We start from the raw sequence: 15,624 nt of genomic DNA, 5'->3' as shown, positions 1-15,624 counted from the left end.
GCAAATATTCCGTGAGACAGACATGCCCGATTTTCCGACACTGGCGAAGCTCGCCGAAGACCTCGAAAGCGGCCACACGACCTCCCGCAAGCTGGTCGAGGCGTGCCTCGCCAAAATCGCCGATCCCGCCGGCGAGGGCCGGCGCACCTTCGTTCATGTCGACAAGGAGGCCGCGCTCGCGGCGGCGGATGCCATGGACGGCTTGCGCAAGGCGAAGGCCACGCCGTCGCGCTATGCCGGTATCCCGGTCTCGATCAAGGATCTGTTCGACATCAGGGGCCAGGTGACGCGCGCCGGCTCCCGCGCGCTCGACGATTCTGCGCCGGCCGAGCAGGATGCCGCCACGGTGGCGCGGCTGCGCAAGGCCGGCTTCGTGGTGATCGGCCGGACCAACATGACCGAGTTCGCCTATTCCGGCATCGGCATCAATCCGCACTATGGCACACCGAAGGGCGGCTGGAACCGGGCTGCGGGCCACGTCCCCGGCGGCTCGTCGTCGGGCGCCGCAGTGTCCGTGCTCGACGGCATGGCGCATGGCGCGCTCGGCACCGACACCGGCGGCTCCTGCCGGATTCCGGCCGCCTATAACGGCATCGTCGGCTACAAGCCGACGCAGCGCCGCGTGCCGCTCGACGGCTCCGTGCCGCTGTCGTTCTCACTCGACAGCATCGGGCCGCTGGCGCGATCGGTCAGTTGCTGTGCCATTCTCGATGCCGTGCTCGCGAACGAGCCGATCGCGCCGCTGAAGCCGCGGCCGGTCCGGGGTATGCGGTTGGCCGTGCCGACCGCGATCGCGCTCGATGACCTCGATGCAGCGGTTGCCGAAACCTTCGAGCGCGCGCTCAAGACGCTTTCCGATCATGGTGCGATCGTCGAGCGCATCGAGATGGCCGAGTTCCACGACATCGGCCCGATGAATGCCAAGGGCGGCTTCGCGGCCTCCGAGAGCTACGCCTGGCATCGCTATCTGATCACGGCCAAGGGCGACGTCTACGACCCCCGCGTGTCCGTGCGCATCATGCGCGGCGAGGCGCAGAGCGCGGCCGACTATATCGATCTCCTCAACGAGCGCCGCTCGCTGATCGCGCGCGTCAACGCGCGCATCGCGCCCTATGACGCGCTGGTGCTGCCGACCGCCGCCAATACGCCGCCGAAGATCGCGGATCTTGCCGACGACAAGGCATTCACCAGGGAAAACCTGCGGGCGCTCCGCAATTGCACCCTGATCAACATGATCGACGGCTGCGCCATCTCGCTGCCTGCACATCGCGAAGGCGACGTTCCGGTCGGCCTGATGCTGGCGGGTGCGGGCGGGGCGGATCGTCGTATTTTTGAACTAGCTGCCGGCATGGAGGCCGTAATTCGTGTTTGACCTGACTTTCATCGTCGACGCCCAGGACACCACCACGCCGCTGACGCTGGCGATCGACCAGATGGTCATCGCCGGCTGGACCGGCCGCGACACGATCGCGCGCGACAAGCACATCGCCGAGCTGGAGGCCATGGGCATCGCCCGGCCGGCCACGACGCCGATCTATTATCGCGCCTCGGCGCGGCGGCTGACCATGCAAGACCGCATCGAATGCTGCGGCGGCGACTCCTCCGGCGAGGTCGAGTTCGTGCTGATCGGCTGGCAGGGCCGCACCTTCGTCGGCTGCGGCTCCGACCACACCGACCGCAAGGTCGAGGCTTACAACGTCACTGTCTCAAAACAGATGTGCGACAAGCCGATCGCCTCGACGCTGTGGGAGCTCGAGGACGTCATCGGCCATTGGGACAGGATGATCCTGCGCTCCTGGGCCACGATCAATGGCGAGCGCGTGCTGTATCAGGAGGGCACGCTGGACGCGATGCTGCCGATCGCGGACCTCGTCGCGCGCGGCTTCGAAGGTGGGAGGCTGCCAGACGGCTGCGCCATGTTCGGCGGCACCTTTGCGGCCAAGGGCGGAATCCGTCCGGCTGACCGGTTCGACTTCGAGCTTGAGGACCCCGTGCTGAAGCGGACGATCAAGCACGGCTACGACGTGACGACGCTGCCGGTGAGGGGCTGATCTGCCTCCGCACCGTCATTACGAGCGAAGCGTAGCAATCCAGGCTGATTCCGCGGAGGGATTCTGGATTGCTTCGTCGCAACGGCTCCTCGCAATCACGGGGAGGCAGTCGGAAATCGGGTGGCGCAAGGTCGATCGATCCTGCGAAGGTCGTGGCCATGACAGCAACAGCACGCAAATCGCCTCACAACCCGTCCGCCGACCTCACCGCCCATGTCGATGCCCTCGACTGGGCCGAGATCACCACCGAGCTCGACTCCCAGGGCTGCGCCGCCCTGAAAGGCCTGCTCACACCGGGCGAATGCCGCGCCGTCGCCGAGCTCTATCCCGACGATGCCAACTTCCGCAGCCGCATCGTCATGGGCCGCCACGGCTTTGGCCGCGGCGAATACAAATATTTCACCTATCCGCTTCCCGATCTGATCGCGCAGTTGCGCCCGGCGCTCTACGCGCACCTGCGAGGCGTCGCCAATCGGTGGAACGAGGCGATGGGGATCGACATCCGCTACCCCGCCGGGCATGCGGCGTTCCTGAAGCGCTGCCACGAGGCGGGGCAGGCGCGGCCGACGCCGCTGCTGCTGCAATATGAGGCCGGCGACTTCAACTGCCTGCACCAGGACCTCTATGGCGAGCACGTGTTCCCGCTCCAGGTCGCGATCCTCTTGTCCGAGCCGGGGCGCGATTTCACCGGCGGCGAGTTCGTGCTGACCGAGCAGCGCCCGCGCATGCAGTCCCGCGCCGAGGTGGTGCCGCTGGCGCAGGGCGACGCCGTCGCCTTCGCTGTGCATCATCGCCCGGTGCAGGGGACGCGCGGCACCTACCGGGTTAATCTGCGCCATGGCGTCAGCCGTATCAGGTCCGGCCAGCGCCACACATTGGGTGTGATTTTTCATGATGCCAAATGAGCGCAGGCGTTGACGGCTGATCTGTTCGACAGCGTTGCCGAGGCGCAGCCGTCGCGTGAGGAGATCGCCGACGGTGCCGTGTTGTTGCGCGGGTTCGTCAAGCCGATTGAGGACGAATTGATCGCCGCGGTGCGTGCGATCGTGGCACTGTCGCCGTTCCGCCGGATGACGACGCCGGGCGGCTACCAGATGTCGGTGGCCATGACCAATTGCGGCGAGCGCGGCTGGATCACCGATCACACCGGCTATCGCTACGATCCCATCGACCCGAAGACCGCCGCGCCCTGGCCGGCGATGCCGCCCGTGTTCCGCGATCTCGCGCGCCGCGCGGCGGAGCAGGGCGGCTTCGAAGGCTTTGCGCCCGATGCCTGCCTCGTCAATCGCTACGAGCCCGGCACGCGGCTGTCGTTGCATCAGGACAAGGACGAGCTGGACTATTCGGCGCCGATCGTCTCGGTCTCGCTCGGGCTGCCCGCGACCTTCCTGTTCGGTGGCCTGGCGCGCAGCGACAAGCCGCGCCGCTTCCGGCTCGTGCATGGCGACGTCGTGGTCTGGGGCGGGGCTAGCCGGCTCGCCTATCACGGTGTGGCGCCGCTTGCCGACGGCGAGCATGTGCTGCTCGGGCGGAAACGGATCAATTTGACCTTCCGAAAGGTCCGTTGACGCGTTTTCTCACAGCCCTCACTCGTCTAAGCTTGGGGGCGGGGGAGGCCGCGACATGGCGACTAGACAGATATCGGCCGACACCGGGACGGCCAACCGCACGGGCCTGTATCTGGCTGTGCTGCAGCTGGTGTTCACGCTGGGGTGGACCACTTACGTCATCTATCTGCCAAAACTCGCGGCTGAGGTCGGCATTGCACCCTCCGCTGTCATCCTCATCCTGATGCTGGACCAGGCGATCTTCACAATTGCCGACACCGCGATGGGGGTCGCGGCCGACAAGATCGCGCCCTATGTCGGCAGGCTTGGCCTGTTCGTCGCGCTCGTGGCCGCGATCTCGTGCGGCGCGTTCGTGGCGCTGCCCTTCGTCGCCGGAGCAGGCGTGGCCGCGCAGGGTTGGTTCATTGCGCTGATCGTGGTGTGGTCGATCGCGTCCTCCGCGCTACGCGCGCCGCCGCTGACCTTGCTCGGCAAATACCGCGCCAGGCCTCAGGTGCCGTTCCTTGCGGCGCTGGCCCTGCTGGGCTATGGCGTCGCCGGCGCCGTCTCGCCCTATCTGGGGGTGGTGCTGCGCGAGCACGATGCGCGGCTGCCGTTCGTGATCTCCAGCGTCGCGCTGCTGCTCACGGCGCTCGCGATGTCGCGGATCGAATACGATGTCGCGCGCGACACGCCGCCGCCGACACCGGCCGAGGCGGCAAAGCCGCTCGGCATCACGTCCATCATTTTCATCGTTGCGACGGTCGCGCTGGCGCTCGGTTATCAGCTGCACTTTGCCATGAACAGCGCGCCGTTTTATCTGCGCTTTGCCAGGCCTGACGAGCTGCAATGGCTGATGCCGGTGTTCTGGATCGGCTTCAACATCGCGATGTTTCCGGCGAGCCTCGTCGTCAAGCACCGTGGCGGCCTGATCGTGATGGGCGCCGCCGGCCTGTGCGGCGCGGTTGCGATCGTGGCGGCGGAGCTTGCCGGCAGCCTCGACACGCTGGTCGTCGCTCAGTTTCTCGCCGGAGCCGCGTGGGGCTGCATGCTGATGAGCGCGATCTCGGCCGCGCTTGCGATCGGCTCGACCGGCGCGGAAGGCAAGGTGACGGGCCTCGTGTTCTCGGCGCTGGCCCTCGGCACCTTCGCACGGATGGCCGCGGTCGCCGGCGGCTTGCAGAAGATGCCGGACTACGCACCGCTGCTGCACTGGGCCCCGGTCGCCTGCTGGTCGGTCGCAGGCGCCGGCTTGCTGGTGATTGCGGCCGCGCGACTTCAGGGAACGCCCGGCCTCAAGGCTTCGGCGGGTGGATGAACGTCCACGGGCTGACCTCGGAGTCCCGCGGCACCTCGACCGAGATCAGATACGGCCCGCCATGCGCGAGTGCCTTCTCCATCGCCGCCTTGAACTGGTCCGGCGCCGTCACGCGCGCTGCTGCCACGCCAAATGACTCCGCGAGCTTGACGAAATCCGGGTTGACCAGATCGGACGCCACCACGCGGCCGTCAAAGCGTTCGCGCTGGTCGCGGCGAACGTTGCCATAGGCGTTGTTGTTGAACACCAGCGTCACCACGCCGATGTTGAACTGCACGGCCGTGGCAAGCTCCTGCACGCCGAACATGAAGCCGCCGTCGCCGGTGATCGCCACCACCGGCCTGTCGGGATTGGCGACCTTGGCCCCGAGCGCGGTCGGGAAGCCCGAGCCGAGCGTGCCCTGATAGCCCGAGGTGATGAAGGTGCGTGGCTCGTAGATTGGAAAGCCGTACCAGGAGGCGAAGCCGAACTGCGACAATTCATCGGTGACGATCGCGTTCGCCGGCAGCACCTCGCGCAGGATGTTGAGATACGCCATCTGCGGCTGGACGCGCTGGATCTCGGCTTGCGCCGTCGCGGTCGCCTCGCGGATTTCTCCCCGCCGGCCACTGGTCCTGGCATAGCCGGCCTTCGTCACGGCTGTGACGAGATCGGCCGTGCCGGCCTTGGCGTCGGCGACGATGGCGGCATCGGAGGCGAGGCGGCGCATCTCGGCCGGGTCGATATCGACGCGAATGGATTTCAGCCCCTGCGGCTGATACGGCCAGCGGAAGCCCGATGCCGGCAGCTCCGCGCGGGTGCCGATTGCGATCATCAGATCGGTCTTCGGCCACAGTCGGTAGGCCGCCGCCATGGTCAGGCCGAGCTCATGCGCATTGGAGACGATGCCGCGGCCGCTGCGGAAGGCGACGACTGGCGCATCGATCATCTCGGCGAGCTCGAGGATCTCCTCGCGCGCCTCGATCGCGCCGCTGCCGACGAAGATCATCGGCGCCTTGCTGTTCCTGATCAGCGTAGCTGCCTGCTTGACCAAATCAGGATCGGGCCGCGGCGCGGGCAGGGGCTCCAGCACTTGTGCCGCCGCCGTATCGGCTCGCTGGGTAAAGATATCCCACGGCATCTCGACCGAGGCGGGGCCACGCCGTCCGGATGTCATCTCCTGGAACGCGCGCGCCACCACCGTCGGCGCGTTGCCGGGATATTCGATCCGGTCGGCCCATTTCACATAGGTGCGCAAGGTCGCAAGCTGATCCGGCATCTCGTGCAGATGGCCGCGGCCCTTGCCCAGGAACTGCGTCGGCACCTGGCCGGTGACGCACAGCACCGGCTCGTTGCAGCCGAAGGCGGTCAGCAGCGCGGCGCTGGCATTGAGCACGCCGGGGCCGGGCACCACGCTGAACACGCCGGGCCGGCCGCTCGAGCGCGCATAGCCGAACGCCATGTAGCCGCAGGCCTGCTCGTGCCGCGCGCCGATCACCTTGAGCTGGGCCTGGTGGAAGGCGTCGAACAGGCCGTAGACCTGCGCGCCGGGCAGGCCGAACACGGTGTCGACGCCATGGGCGACAAGGCCGCTTACGATCGCTTCGCCGCCGGTGAGGGTAGTCATTGCACTATTCCACTTCGATGGTTCTTCAGGCTTCGTCGGCGACACCGTTGCGCAATTTTCCGATGCCCTCGGCCGCGACCTCGACGACGTCGCCGGGCTTCAGATAGCGCGGCGGATCGAACCGCGCACCTGCGCCGGTCGGCGTGCCCGTCACGATGACGTCACCGGGAACGAGCGTTGCGAAGGTCGAGATATAGCTGATGAGATAGCGGAACGGAAACATCAGCCGGCTGGTACGGTCATCCTGCCGCAGCTCGCCATTGACGTGGGTGGTGAGGCGGATGTCGGCAAGTTGAGATTCCCTCGTGTACGGCACCAGCCACGGGCCGAGGCTGCCGCTGGAATCGAAGTTCTTGCCCTGCGTCACGTTGAACTTGGCGTGGCGCAGCCAGTCGCGTACCGAGCCCTCGTTGCACAGCGTCAGCGCGGCGATGTGATCGAGCGCAGCACTTTCCGGGATGTGCCGGCCGGCTTTGCCGATCACCAGCACGATCTCGCCCTCGTAGTCGAGCTGCGCCGAGGCGCGCGGGCGCACCAGCGGCGTGTCGTGGCCGACGAAGGAGCGGGGCGAGCGCATGAACATGCTCGGATATTTCGGCGCGTCCTGGCCGTCCTTGTACTCGGCATTACGGTCGGGATAGTTGACGCCGATGCAGATGATTTTTTCTGGCGCGGGTATCGGCGGCAGCCAAATGATATCGCCAGGCGCATGGTCCGGCGCGCGGCCGGCGGCTTCTTCGGCAAGGCTTGCGAGCTTTCCAGCCGCGATCACCTCGCGCAGCGTCGGATAGTGTATGGCGTGGTGCGGGGAGAGATCGACGATGCCGTTCTCCAGGACGGCGCCGTAGCGGGTTTCACCCTTGACGGAGTAGGTGGCGAGGCGAGGTAGCTTCATCGCCTAATCCGCCACCAGCACGTCGGCCACGAATTTCGGCTCGCGCACGGCCTGGCCTGCGAACGGCGAGCCCTGCTCGAACCAGGAACGCGGGGCAGGCGCGCCCCACAGCGTCTGACGGCGCGGATCGCGCAGCGACCAGCGCAGCGGCTCGTGGTCGTGGTCGCCCGTGAAGTAGTCGCTAGTGTAGAGCTCGAGGCGGTGGCCGTCGGGATCGCGCACATAAAGGAAGAACGCGTTCGAGATGCCGTGGCGCCCCGGGCCGCGCTCGATGTTCTTGACGAAGCCTTGCGAGGCCATCACGTCGCAGAGATGGATGATGTTCATCGCCGTCGGCGTCCAATAGGCGAAGTGGTGCAGCCGCGGGCCCTTGCCGTTGGTGATCGCGAAATCGTGGACATTGCCCTTGCGATGCATCCAGGCCGCGGCGATGCGCCCGTTCGGTCCGTCCTCCTCGGCATATTCGGTGAGACGGAAGCCGAGCCGCGCATAGAATTCGACGGTGTCCTGCACCTCGGCGGCGAACACGTTGAAATGGTCGAGCCGCTGCGGATGACATCCCCTGTAGAGGTCGTAGCGACGAAGCAGATGCGGGCGCCGCTCCATCGCGGCATACAGCTCGATCTGGAAGCCGAAGGGATCGGTAAGTTGAAGGGTGCGGCCCTGGAACGGCTGGTCGACGAAGGCGTAGCCAAGGCCGTTCTCGGACAGGAAGCGGGCCGCCTTGTCGAGATCTCCGTCGTTGCCGACCTTGAAGCCGAGCCGGTTGCAGGCGGGCGCGGCGGCTTTCCGCAGCACCAGCGAGTGATGCTGGTGCTCCTCCGCGGCGCGCAAGTACACGACATTGTCGTCGGCGTCCTCGACATGCAGGCCGACGGTGGTCTCGTAGAACTCGCGGCTCAGCTTCAGATCGGTCACGTCGAGCACGACGTGACTGGAGCGGATGATGTTGAACGGCGGTTCGAAGATGTGTTGCGGTACGGGCATTGCGTTTCCCCTCTCTAGACCCTGCCACTCTGGAGTGACGTTGTGCTAGATTCCCAGTTTCTGGATCTTGTGCGTGCCCCGCGCCAGCGAGACGTGCTTGGTTTCCATGTAGAAGTCGAACGAATAATCGCCGCCGTCGCGGCCGATGCCCGAGGCCTTCATGCCGCCGAACGGCGTCGGCAGATGGCGGACGTTTTCGGAGTTCAGCCAGATCATGCCGGCCTCCAGCGCGTCGGCAACGCGCAGTGCGCGGCCGACGTCGTTGGTCCAGACATAGCCGGTCAGGCCATAGCGGATGTCGTTGGCGATCTCGATGGCGTCGGCCTCGTCGCGGAAGGGCAGCACGGTGAGGAACGGGCCGAACACCTCCTCCTGCGCCACGCGCATCTTGCCGTGCGCACCGGTGACCAGCGTCGGCTCGACATAGTGGCCGCCGCCGGGGCCGTCATGGGCCTTGCCACCGACCGCGATCGTCGCGCCGTCCTGGCGCGCGACGTCGAAATAGGAGCAGACCTTTGCCAGGTGCCGCTCATGGATCAGCGGCCCGATCTCGGTTGCGGGATCGAGGGGATGGCCGACCTTCAGCGCCTTCACGCGCGCGGTCAGCTTCTCCACGAATTTTTCCGCGATGCTGGCCTGGATCAGCAGGCGGCTGGACGACGTGCAGCGCTCGCCGTTGAGCGAGTAGATCATGAACACGACGGCATCGAGCGCGCGGTCGAGATCGGCATCGTCGAACACGATCACCGGGTTCTTGCCGCCGAGCTCGAAATGCACGCGCTTCAGCGTGGGCGCGCCCTGGACCATGATCGCCGATCCGGTCGCGCTCTCGCCGACGAAACCGATCGCCTTGATCGCGGGATGCTCGGTCAGCGCCTTGCCGGCCTCTTCGCCGAAGCCGTGCACCGTGTTGAGCACGCCGTCCGGCACGCCGGCTTCCTTGACGAGCCTTGCCAGAACGGCGGCCGTGACCGGCGACCATTCGGCCGGCTTGTGCACGACGGTGCAGCCGGCGGCCAGCGCAGGCGCGATCTTCCAGGTCGAGAGCATGAACGGCGTATTCCACGGCGTGATCACGCCGACGGGACCGATCGGCACGCGCGTCGAGACGTTCCAATGCTCGTCGCTCGGCGTGTTCTGGCCGTCGCGGGCTTCCGCGCATTTGTCGGCGAAGAAGCGAAAATTTTCGGCGGCGCGGATCGCGGCCTTGGCCATGAAGCGATAGGCCTGTCCAGTGTCGATGCATTCCAGCACCGCGATGTCTTCGGCATTGTCCTCGATGGCGTCGGCGACCCGATGCAGCAGCTTCTTGCGCATCGCCGGCCCCATCTCGCGCCAGGACTTGAAGGCAAGCGCAGCGGCCGTTGCCGCGCGATCGATGTCCTCGGCATTGCCGCGGGCGACGCTCGCAAGCGTCGCGCCGTCGACCGGCGATTTGGTCTCGAAGGTGTCGCCCGAGATCGACGGGACGATCTTGCCGTCGATCATGTGGCCGATGCCGTCGGCCCGCAGCGTCTTCAGCAGCGGCGTGACGCGATCGTGGTTGGCCTGGAACACATCGGCTTTCGGCGTGGGCTTATCCATTTGCGGCCTCCACTTTCAAGGCGTCGTGGATGTTATTGCGCTTCCAGCTGGTGTCCTTGTCGTTGATCTGCATGTCGAACGACAAAGCGAATTTGCTGGCGGCGAAGACGGGATCGAGGTGTTTGGACAACGCCTGGAAGATTTGCTCGCCGGCCTTCTTGCGGGTCGGCAGGTCGCGGCCCTCGCCGATGCGCAGCACCATGTCGAGAAAGCCGTAGTCCTGCCGCGCATCGGCGATGGCATAGTGCTCGCACTTGATCGCGCGGACCCGGATGCCGCCGAGCGGGAAGATGCCGGTCTCGACCGCCGCCTTGCGCACGACCTCGCATACCAGAGCCATGTCGAGGCGGCCATCGAGATTGGCCGAATATTCAATCGTGAAATGCGGCATCGCGGTTTCACTCCCTGTGTCGTCTTGCAGCGTGTTCTTGTTCGCCTAAGCGAAGTAGCAGCTTACCGAGCCGTAGGCGCCATAATCGGCCTGGATTGTGTCGCCCTTGCGGGTCTCGATCGGACGGATGAAGGAGCCCGCGAGCACGACCTGGCCGGGCTCCAGCGCAAGGCCGAGCGGCGCGATCTTGTTGGCGAGCCAGGCAACGGCGGTTGCGGGATGGTTGAGCACGCCTGCGGCAAGGCCGGTCTCCTCCAATTGGCCGTTCTTGAAACACAACGCACCGATCCAGCGTAAGTCGGCGTCGAGCGGGCGGATCGGCCGGCCGCCGAGCACGATGCCGGCATTCGCCGCATTGTCGGCGATGGTGTCGAAGATCTTTCGCGTCGCCTTGGTCTGGGGATCGACGCGCTCGATCCGGGTGTCCAGGATCTCCAGCGCCGGCACCACGAAGTCGGTGGCGTTGAGCACGTCGAACATGGTGCAGTCGGGGCCAGCGAGACGCTTGCTCATGACGAAGGCGAGCTCGGCCTCGACGCGTGTGGCGATGAAGCGCCCGGTCGGGACGAGGCCGCCATCGGCAAAGAACATGTCGTCGAGCAGCACGCCGGAATCCGGCTCGTTGATGTTGAGCGCGCTCTGCATCGCCTTCGAGGTCAGGCCGATCTTGTGGCCTTTGACGATACGCCCCTCGGCGATCTTGACGTCGACCCAGGCCTTTTGAATCGCGTAGGCATCGGCAATGGTGATGTCGGGAAAATCCTGCGAGAGCTGCCGGATCTGCGTGCGGGTCTTCTCCGCCTGGTGCAGACGCCTCGCGCAAGCTCGGATATCGTCGTCGGAAAGCGCCATGTGTGATCTTGCAAATCGTGGTGCCCGGGAGATACTTAACATGTTAAGTGAATGCGTCAAACAGAATTTGGGCTTGCTGCACTGCAAACGTTTTGCGGCTTGAAAGGGCGTCATGGCGAAGAGACCGGCCGATCCCGCGAACGGAAGCGAGCCCGCCGCACGGCAGGTGGTGCCGATGCGCGACTTCTCGCGTTCGTTGCCGATGTCGCTGCTGCGGGCGCGCGAAGCGGTGATGCGGCAGTTCCGTCCCTCGCTGCGCGAGCACGGATTGACCGAGCAGCAATGGCGCATCCTGCGCGCGCTCGCGGCGATCGAGGCTGCCGAGGTCACGGAACTCGCGCGCACGGCGTTCCTGCTCGGACCGAGCCTGTCGCGCATCCTGCGTGATCTCGAGGCGCGCAATCTGATCGAGCGCAAGACCGCCAAGGCCGATCTGCGCCGCAGCATGGTCTCGATCTCGAAAGAGGGCGTGAAGCTGATGGCTTCCGTGGCGCCGTCCTCCGAAGCGATCTATGCGGAGATCACGCAACGCTTTGGCGCACGCAAGCTCGCAGAACTGCAGGAGATGCTCGGCGAGCTCGAACAGAGTCTGGCGGAGCTGGGCGCGGGCGAGGAGGCAAGTGCCGAGGAGTGAAAGCAGATATGCGCGAGCGCGCGGCGACAATCATGGACATGGCCGCGTTTTTTGGCTCAAACTGCCTCCCAAGCCGATCGCTGCAAAATCGGCGCCGGGTAGAGGCAAACAGACCCTCATGGTCACCGTTCAGGTTCAGAGGCTGATCGACTTCGTCGCCGAAGTCTTCGCCCATGCGCAGTCCTCGCCGGAAGAGGCGAAGCGGATCGCGACCTATCTCACGACGGCCAATCTGACCGGTCACGACAGCCACGGCGTGATCCGCGTCCCCGTCTATATTCGCTGGCAGAAGACCGGCGCGGTCGTGCCCAACCAGAACGCCGAATTGGTGCTCGACACGCCCTCGCTCGCGGTGGTCGACGGCAAGTTCGGCTACGGCCAGACCGTGACGCCGCAAGCAGTCCAGATCGGCATCGACAAGTGCAGGAAGGCCGGGCTTGCCGCGGTGGCGCTGCGCAACGCCGGCCATATCGGCCGCGTCGGGGACTGGGCCGAGATGGCCGCGGCCGAAGGTCTCATTTCGATCCACTTCGTCAATGCCGCAGGCTCGCTGCTGGTGGCGCCGTTCGGCGGCGTCGAGAAGCGGCTCTCCACTGCGCCATATTGTGTCGGCATTCCCCGCGAGGGCCAGGACCCGATCGTGCTGGACTTTGCGACCTCGGTCGTGGCCGAGGGCAAGGTGCTGGTCGCCAGCCGCGGCGGCAAGAAGCTGCCGAAGGGCGCGCTGGTCGATTCCGACGGCAGCCTGAGCGAGGACCCGGTCGTGCTCTACGGCCCCTTCACGCCCGACGGGCCGCGCGATCACACCCGGGGAACGGGCGCGATTCGCGCCTTCGGCGAGCACAAGGGATCGGGCCTTGCCTTCATCTGCGAGCTGCTCGGCGGCGCGCTGACCGGAACCGGGGCCACCTCGGGCGGGCGGCGCTTTGCCAACGGGATGCTGGCGTTCTATGTCGATCCGAAGGTGGTCGACACCTCCAGCCTTTTCGATGAGGAGGTATCGCGCTATGTCGATTTCATCCGCGCCACCAAGCCGATGGCCGGGGTCGACCAGGTGCTGATTCCCGGCGATGCCGAGCGGAAAACCCGCATTGAGCGGACCCGAAACGGCATCCCCTTGCCGGATGACACCTGGGCGGCAATAGTGAATACCGCACGCGAGGTTGGCGTCAGCGAGGTCAGCATCCAGCGCGCGACCGCATAGGCGCTGCGTCATTGCAAGCGTAGCGCGGCGCTCCGGTTCGCGGTAACAGCGGGGCGTGCTGTCGCGGCGCTCGTCATGGTGACGATGGATAACGCGGTCCAAACAGCACGGTCCAAACAACAAAGAAGGAAGGCAACGTGGCGAACAAGGTCAAGGAAATCTGGAAGTCGGGCAAGGCCGTGGTCAACGCGTGGCTCGCGATTCCCTCCGGCTTCTCGGCCGAGATGATCGCGCAATGCGGCTTCGACAGCGTCACCGTCGACATGCAGCATGGCGTGCAGGACTATCTGTCGATGGTGCAGTGCTTCCAGGCCATGGACAAGCATCCGGTGACCCCGATGGTCCGCGTGCCCTGGAACGAGCCCGGCATCATCGGCAAGGTGCTCGACGGCGGCGCCTATGGCGTGATCTGCCCGATGGTCAACACGGCGCAGGAAGCCAAAAATCTCGTTTCCTATTCGAAATATCCGCCGCAGGGCGTCCGTTCCAACGGTCCGATCCGCGCCGGCATGTACGGCACCGCGGGCTCCTATCAGAAGACCGCGAATGCCGACACCATCCTGCTGCCGATGATGGAGACCAAGACCGCGGTCGAGAACATGGAAGCCATCCTCGACGTCGAGGGCATCGACGGCGTCTATATCGGCCCGTCCGATCTCGGCTTCTCCTACGGCCTCGAGCCCAAGCTCGATCGCAGCGAGCCCGAGATCCTCGCGATCTACGACAAGATCATCAAGGAGTGCGGCAAGCGCGGGCTGAACCCGGGCATCCATTGCAGCGGCGCCGAAGGCGCCGCGCGTGCCATCAACATGGGCTTCAAGCTGGTTACGCTCTCGAACGAGGTCGGCCTGATGACGACCTACGCCAAGATGCAGGTCAACGCGACCCGCAAGGACGCAGGCGGCAAGGCCTGAACTCGCCCCTCTTTCCCTCTCCCCGTTCTTACGGGGAGAGGTGAAGCAAGACCCAAGGAGACCTCGCATGACCATCAGCCCCGTCATCCGCCTGCATCCCGATGATGGCGTGCTGATTGCGCGCGCCAGCCTGCCGCCGGGCACACTGGTGGCTGACGGCGTGACGACGGTCGAGCGCATTCCCTCCGGCCACAAGGTCGCGATCAAGCCGATCGCGGTCGGCGAGCCGGTCAAGCGCTACGGCCAGATCATCGGCTTTGCAACGGTGCCGATCGCGCCCGGCCAGCACGTGCACGTTCAGAACTGCGGCATGGGCGATTTCGCCAAGGACTACGCCTATTGCGCCGACGTCAAGCCGACGCCGAATTTCGACCTGCCGGCGACCTTCGAAGGCATCCGCCGTCCGGACGGCCGTGTTGCCACGCGCAACTATATCGGCATCCTCACCTCGGTGAATTGCAGCGCGCATGTCGCAGGTCTCGTCGCCGACGTCTTCAAGAAGAATCCCTTCACCGGCGACAATCCGCTGGCCGATTTCCCCAATGTCGACGGTGTGGTCGCGCTGACCCACAAGACCGGCTGCGGCATGACGCAGAACGAGCCGCTGGCGCTGCTCCGCCGCACGCTCGGCGGCTATGCGCGGCACGTCAATTTCTCGCACGTCATCGTGCTCGGCCTCGGCTGCGAGGTGAACCAGATCGGCGGCCTGATGGAGGAGCAGAAGCTCGCCGGCCGCCTGCGCGCGATGGACATCCAGGAGGTCGGCGGCACCCGCAAGACGGTGGAGGCGGGCATCGCCTTCGTGCGCGAGGCACTCGCCGATTCCAACAAGGTCAAGCGCGAGTCCGTCCCGGTGAGCGAACTGACCGTGGCGCTGCAATGCGGCGGCTCCGACGGCTATTCCGGCGTGTCCGCCAATCCGGCGCTGGGTGCGGCGAGCGATCTCATCGTGCGTCACGGCGGCACCGTGATCCTGTCGGAGACGCCGGAGACCTATGGCGCCGAGCATCTGCTGACGCGCCGCGCGGTCAGCCGCGAGGTCGGCGAGAAGCTGGTCGATCTCATGCGCTGGTGGGACGAATACACCGAGCGCGAAGGCGCCGAGATGAACGCCAATCCGAGCCCCGGCAACAAGGCCGGCGGCCTCACCACAATTCTCGAGAAGTCGCTCGGCGCGATGGCGAAGGCCGGCACCACCAACCTCGTCGATGTGCTGCGCTACGCCGAACCGGTAACGAAGCGTGGCTTCGTGTTCATGGACACCCCCGGCTACGACCCCGTCGCCGCAACCGGCCAGGTCGCCGGCGGCGCCAACCTCGTCTGCTTCACCACGGGCCGCGGCAGCGTGTTCGGCTGCAAGCCCGCGCCCTCGATCAAGCTCGCCACCAACACGCCCATGTACAAGCGCATGGAAGAGGACATGGACGTCAATTGCGGCACCATCCTCGAAGGCGAGGAGAGCGTCGAGCAATGCGGCCAGCGCATCTTCGATCTCATCCTGAAGACCGCGTCCGGCCGGCCGACCAAGAGCGAAAGCTTCGATTTCGGCGGCGCCGAGTTCGCGCCCTGGGTGCTGGGCGCGACGATGTAATGCGCGTGCAGCCCGTGCCGTAGGCACGGTCTGCCCGTTGTTAGTGCTTG

The 15,624-nt window shown here is 65.9% G+C and carries 15 protein-coding genes; 9 read left to right on the top strand and 6 right to left on the bottom strand.

The annotated features are described in order from the left end of the window. Positions 1-22: 22 nt before the first annotated feature. The 5 genes from NR187_RS10305 (at position 23) to NR187_RS10285 (ending at position 4,916) form a co-directional block, all read left to right on the top strand. Positions 23-1,372: an amidase gene (locus NR187_RS10305; RefSeq protein WP_211382812.1), complete on the top strand. Its 1,350-nt coding sequence runs from the start codon at positions 23-25 to the stop codon at positions 1,370-1,372. Next, positions 1,365-2,051: a DUF2848 domain-containing protein gene (locus NR187_RS10300; RefSeq protein WP_211382813.1), complete on the top strand. Its 687-nt coding sequence runs from the start codon at positions 1,365-1,367 to the stop codon at positions 2,049-2,051. Before NR187_RS10305 ends, NR187_RS10300 begins: the two co-directional genes overlap by 8 nt. 158 nt (positions 2,052-2,209) lie before the next feature. Next, positions 2,210-2,956 carry a 2OG-Fe(II) oxygenase gene (locus tag NR187_RS10295; protein WP_211382814.1) on the top strand — a complete coding sequence of 249 codons (747 nt, stop codon included), beginning with the start codon at positions 2,210-2,212 and terminating at the stop codon, positions 2,954-2,956. Positions 2,957-2,965: 9 nt separating this feature from the next. Further along, entirely contained in the window at positions 2,966-3,619 is a 654-nt protein-coding gene (gene alkB, locus NR187_RS10290) for a DNA oxidative demethylase AlkB (protein ID WP_211382815.1), read from the top strand. Between the two features lie 55 nt (positions 3,620-3,674). Continuing rightward, on the top strand, positions 3,675-4,916 hold the full coding sequence (locus NR187_RS10285; protein ID WP_256806391.1) for an MFS transporter: 1,242 nt from the start codon (positions 3,675-3,677) through the stop codon (positions 4,914-4,916). Here NR187_RS10285 and NR187_RS10280 read toward each other — a convergent pair. From NR187_RS10280 to hpaH, 6 genes are read right to left on the bottom strand one after another with little or no spacing between them, the layout of a single operon-like run. Continuing rightward, positions 4,894-6,522, bottom strand: coding sequence for a thiamine pyrophosphate-dependent enzyme (locus NR187_RS10280; protein ID WP_256806390.1), 1,629 nt, complete (start codon positions 6,520-6,522; stop codon positions 4,894-4,896). The genes NR187_RS10285 and NR187_RS10280 overlap by 23 nt on opposite strands. Before the next feature lie 25 nt (positions 6,523-6,547). Then, positions 6,548-7,417 (bottom strand): fumarylacetoacetate hydrolase family protein, encoded by an 870-nt coding sequence (locus tag NR187_RS10275; RefSeq protein WP_211382818.1) that lies wholly within the window; start codon positions 7,415-7,417, stop codon positions 6,548-6,550. 3 nt (positions 7,418-7,420) lie between these two features. Next, positions 7,421-8,404, bottom strand: coding sequence for a 3,4-dihydroxyphenylacetate 2,3-dioxygenase (hpaD, locus tag NR187_RS10270; RefSeq protein WP_256806389.1), 984 nt, complete (start codon positions 8,402-8,404; stop codon positions 7,421-7,423). Positions 8,405-8,449: 45 nt separating this feature from the next. Beyond that, positions 8,450-9,988: a 5-carboxymethyl-2-hydroxymuconate semialdehyde dehydrogenase gene (gene hpaE, locus NR187_RS10265; RefSeq protein WP_211382820.1), complete on the bottom strand. Its 1,539-nt coding sequence runs from the start codon at positions 9,986-9,988 to the stop codon at positions 8,450-8,452. Further along, the gene (locus NR187_RS10260) at positions 9,981-10,379 is read right to left on the bottom strand and encodes a 5-carboxymethyl-2-hydroxymuconate Delta-isomerase (RefSeq protein ID WP_211382821.1); all 399 of its coding nucleotides are present in this window, start codon (positions 10,377-10,379) and stop codon (positions 9,981-9,983) included. The genes hpaE and NR187_RS10260 overlap by 8 nt, the downstream gene beginning before the upstream one ends. Before the next feature lie 45 nt (positions 10,380-10,424). Further along, a complete protein-coding gene (hpaH, locus tag NR187_RS10255; RefSeq protein ID WP_256806388.1) occupies positions 10,425-11,231 on the bottom strand; it encodes a 2-oxo-hept-4-ene-1,7-dioate hydratase in 807 nt (268 codons plus the stop codon). 112 nt (positions 11,232-11,343) lie between these two features. Between hpaH and hpaR the strand changes: the two genes are divergently transcribed. The 4 genes from hpaR (at position 11,344) to NR187_RS10235 (ending at position 15,574) form a co-directional block, all read left to right on the top strand. Then, entirely contained in the window at positions 11,344-11,865 is a 522-nt protein-coding gene (hpaR, locus tag NR187_RS10250) for a homoprotocatechuate degradation operon regulator HpaR (RefSeq protein ID WP_256806387.1), read from the top strand. A gap of 118 nt (positions 11,866-11,983) precedes the next feature. Next, on the top strand, positions 11,984-13,069 hold the full coding sequence (locus NR187_RS10245; RefSeq protein ID WP_211382824.1) for a malate/lactate/ureidoglycolate dehydrogenase: 1,086 nt from the start codon (positions 11,984-11,986) through the stop codon (positions 13,067-13,069). Between the two features lie 137 nt (positions 13,070-13,206). Next, positions 13,207-13,983, top strand: a complete 777-nt coding sequence (locus tag NR187_RS10240) for an HpcH/HpaI aldolase/citrate lyase family protein (RefSeq protein ID WP_211382825.1) — start codon at positions 13,207-13,209, stop codon at positions 13,981-13,983. A gap of 67 nt (positions 13,984-14,050) precedes the next feature. Then, positions 14,051-15,574, top strand: coding sequence for a UxaA family hydrolase (locus NR187_RS10235; protein ID WP_211382826.1), 1,524 nt, complete (start codon positions 14,051-14,053; stop codon positions 15,572-15,574). The last annotated feature ends 50 nt before the right edge of the window (positions 15,575-15,624 follow it).

This window comes from Bradyrhizobium sp. Bra64, from assembly GCF_024519875.1.
GTDB classification, from domain to species: Bacteria; Pseudomonadota; Alphaproteobacteria; order Rhizobiales; family Xanthobacteraceae; genus Bradyrhizobium; species Bradyrhizobium japonicum_G.
Note: the sequence above shows the minus strand (reverse complement) of the source record. Positions and strands in the feature narration are given on the sequence as shown.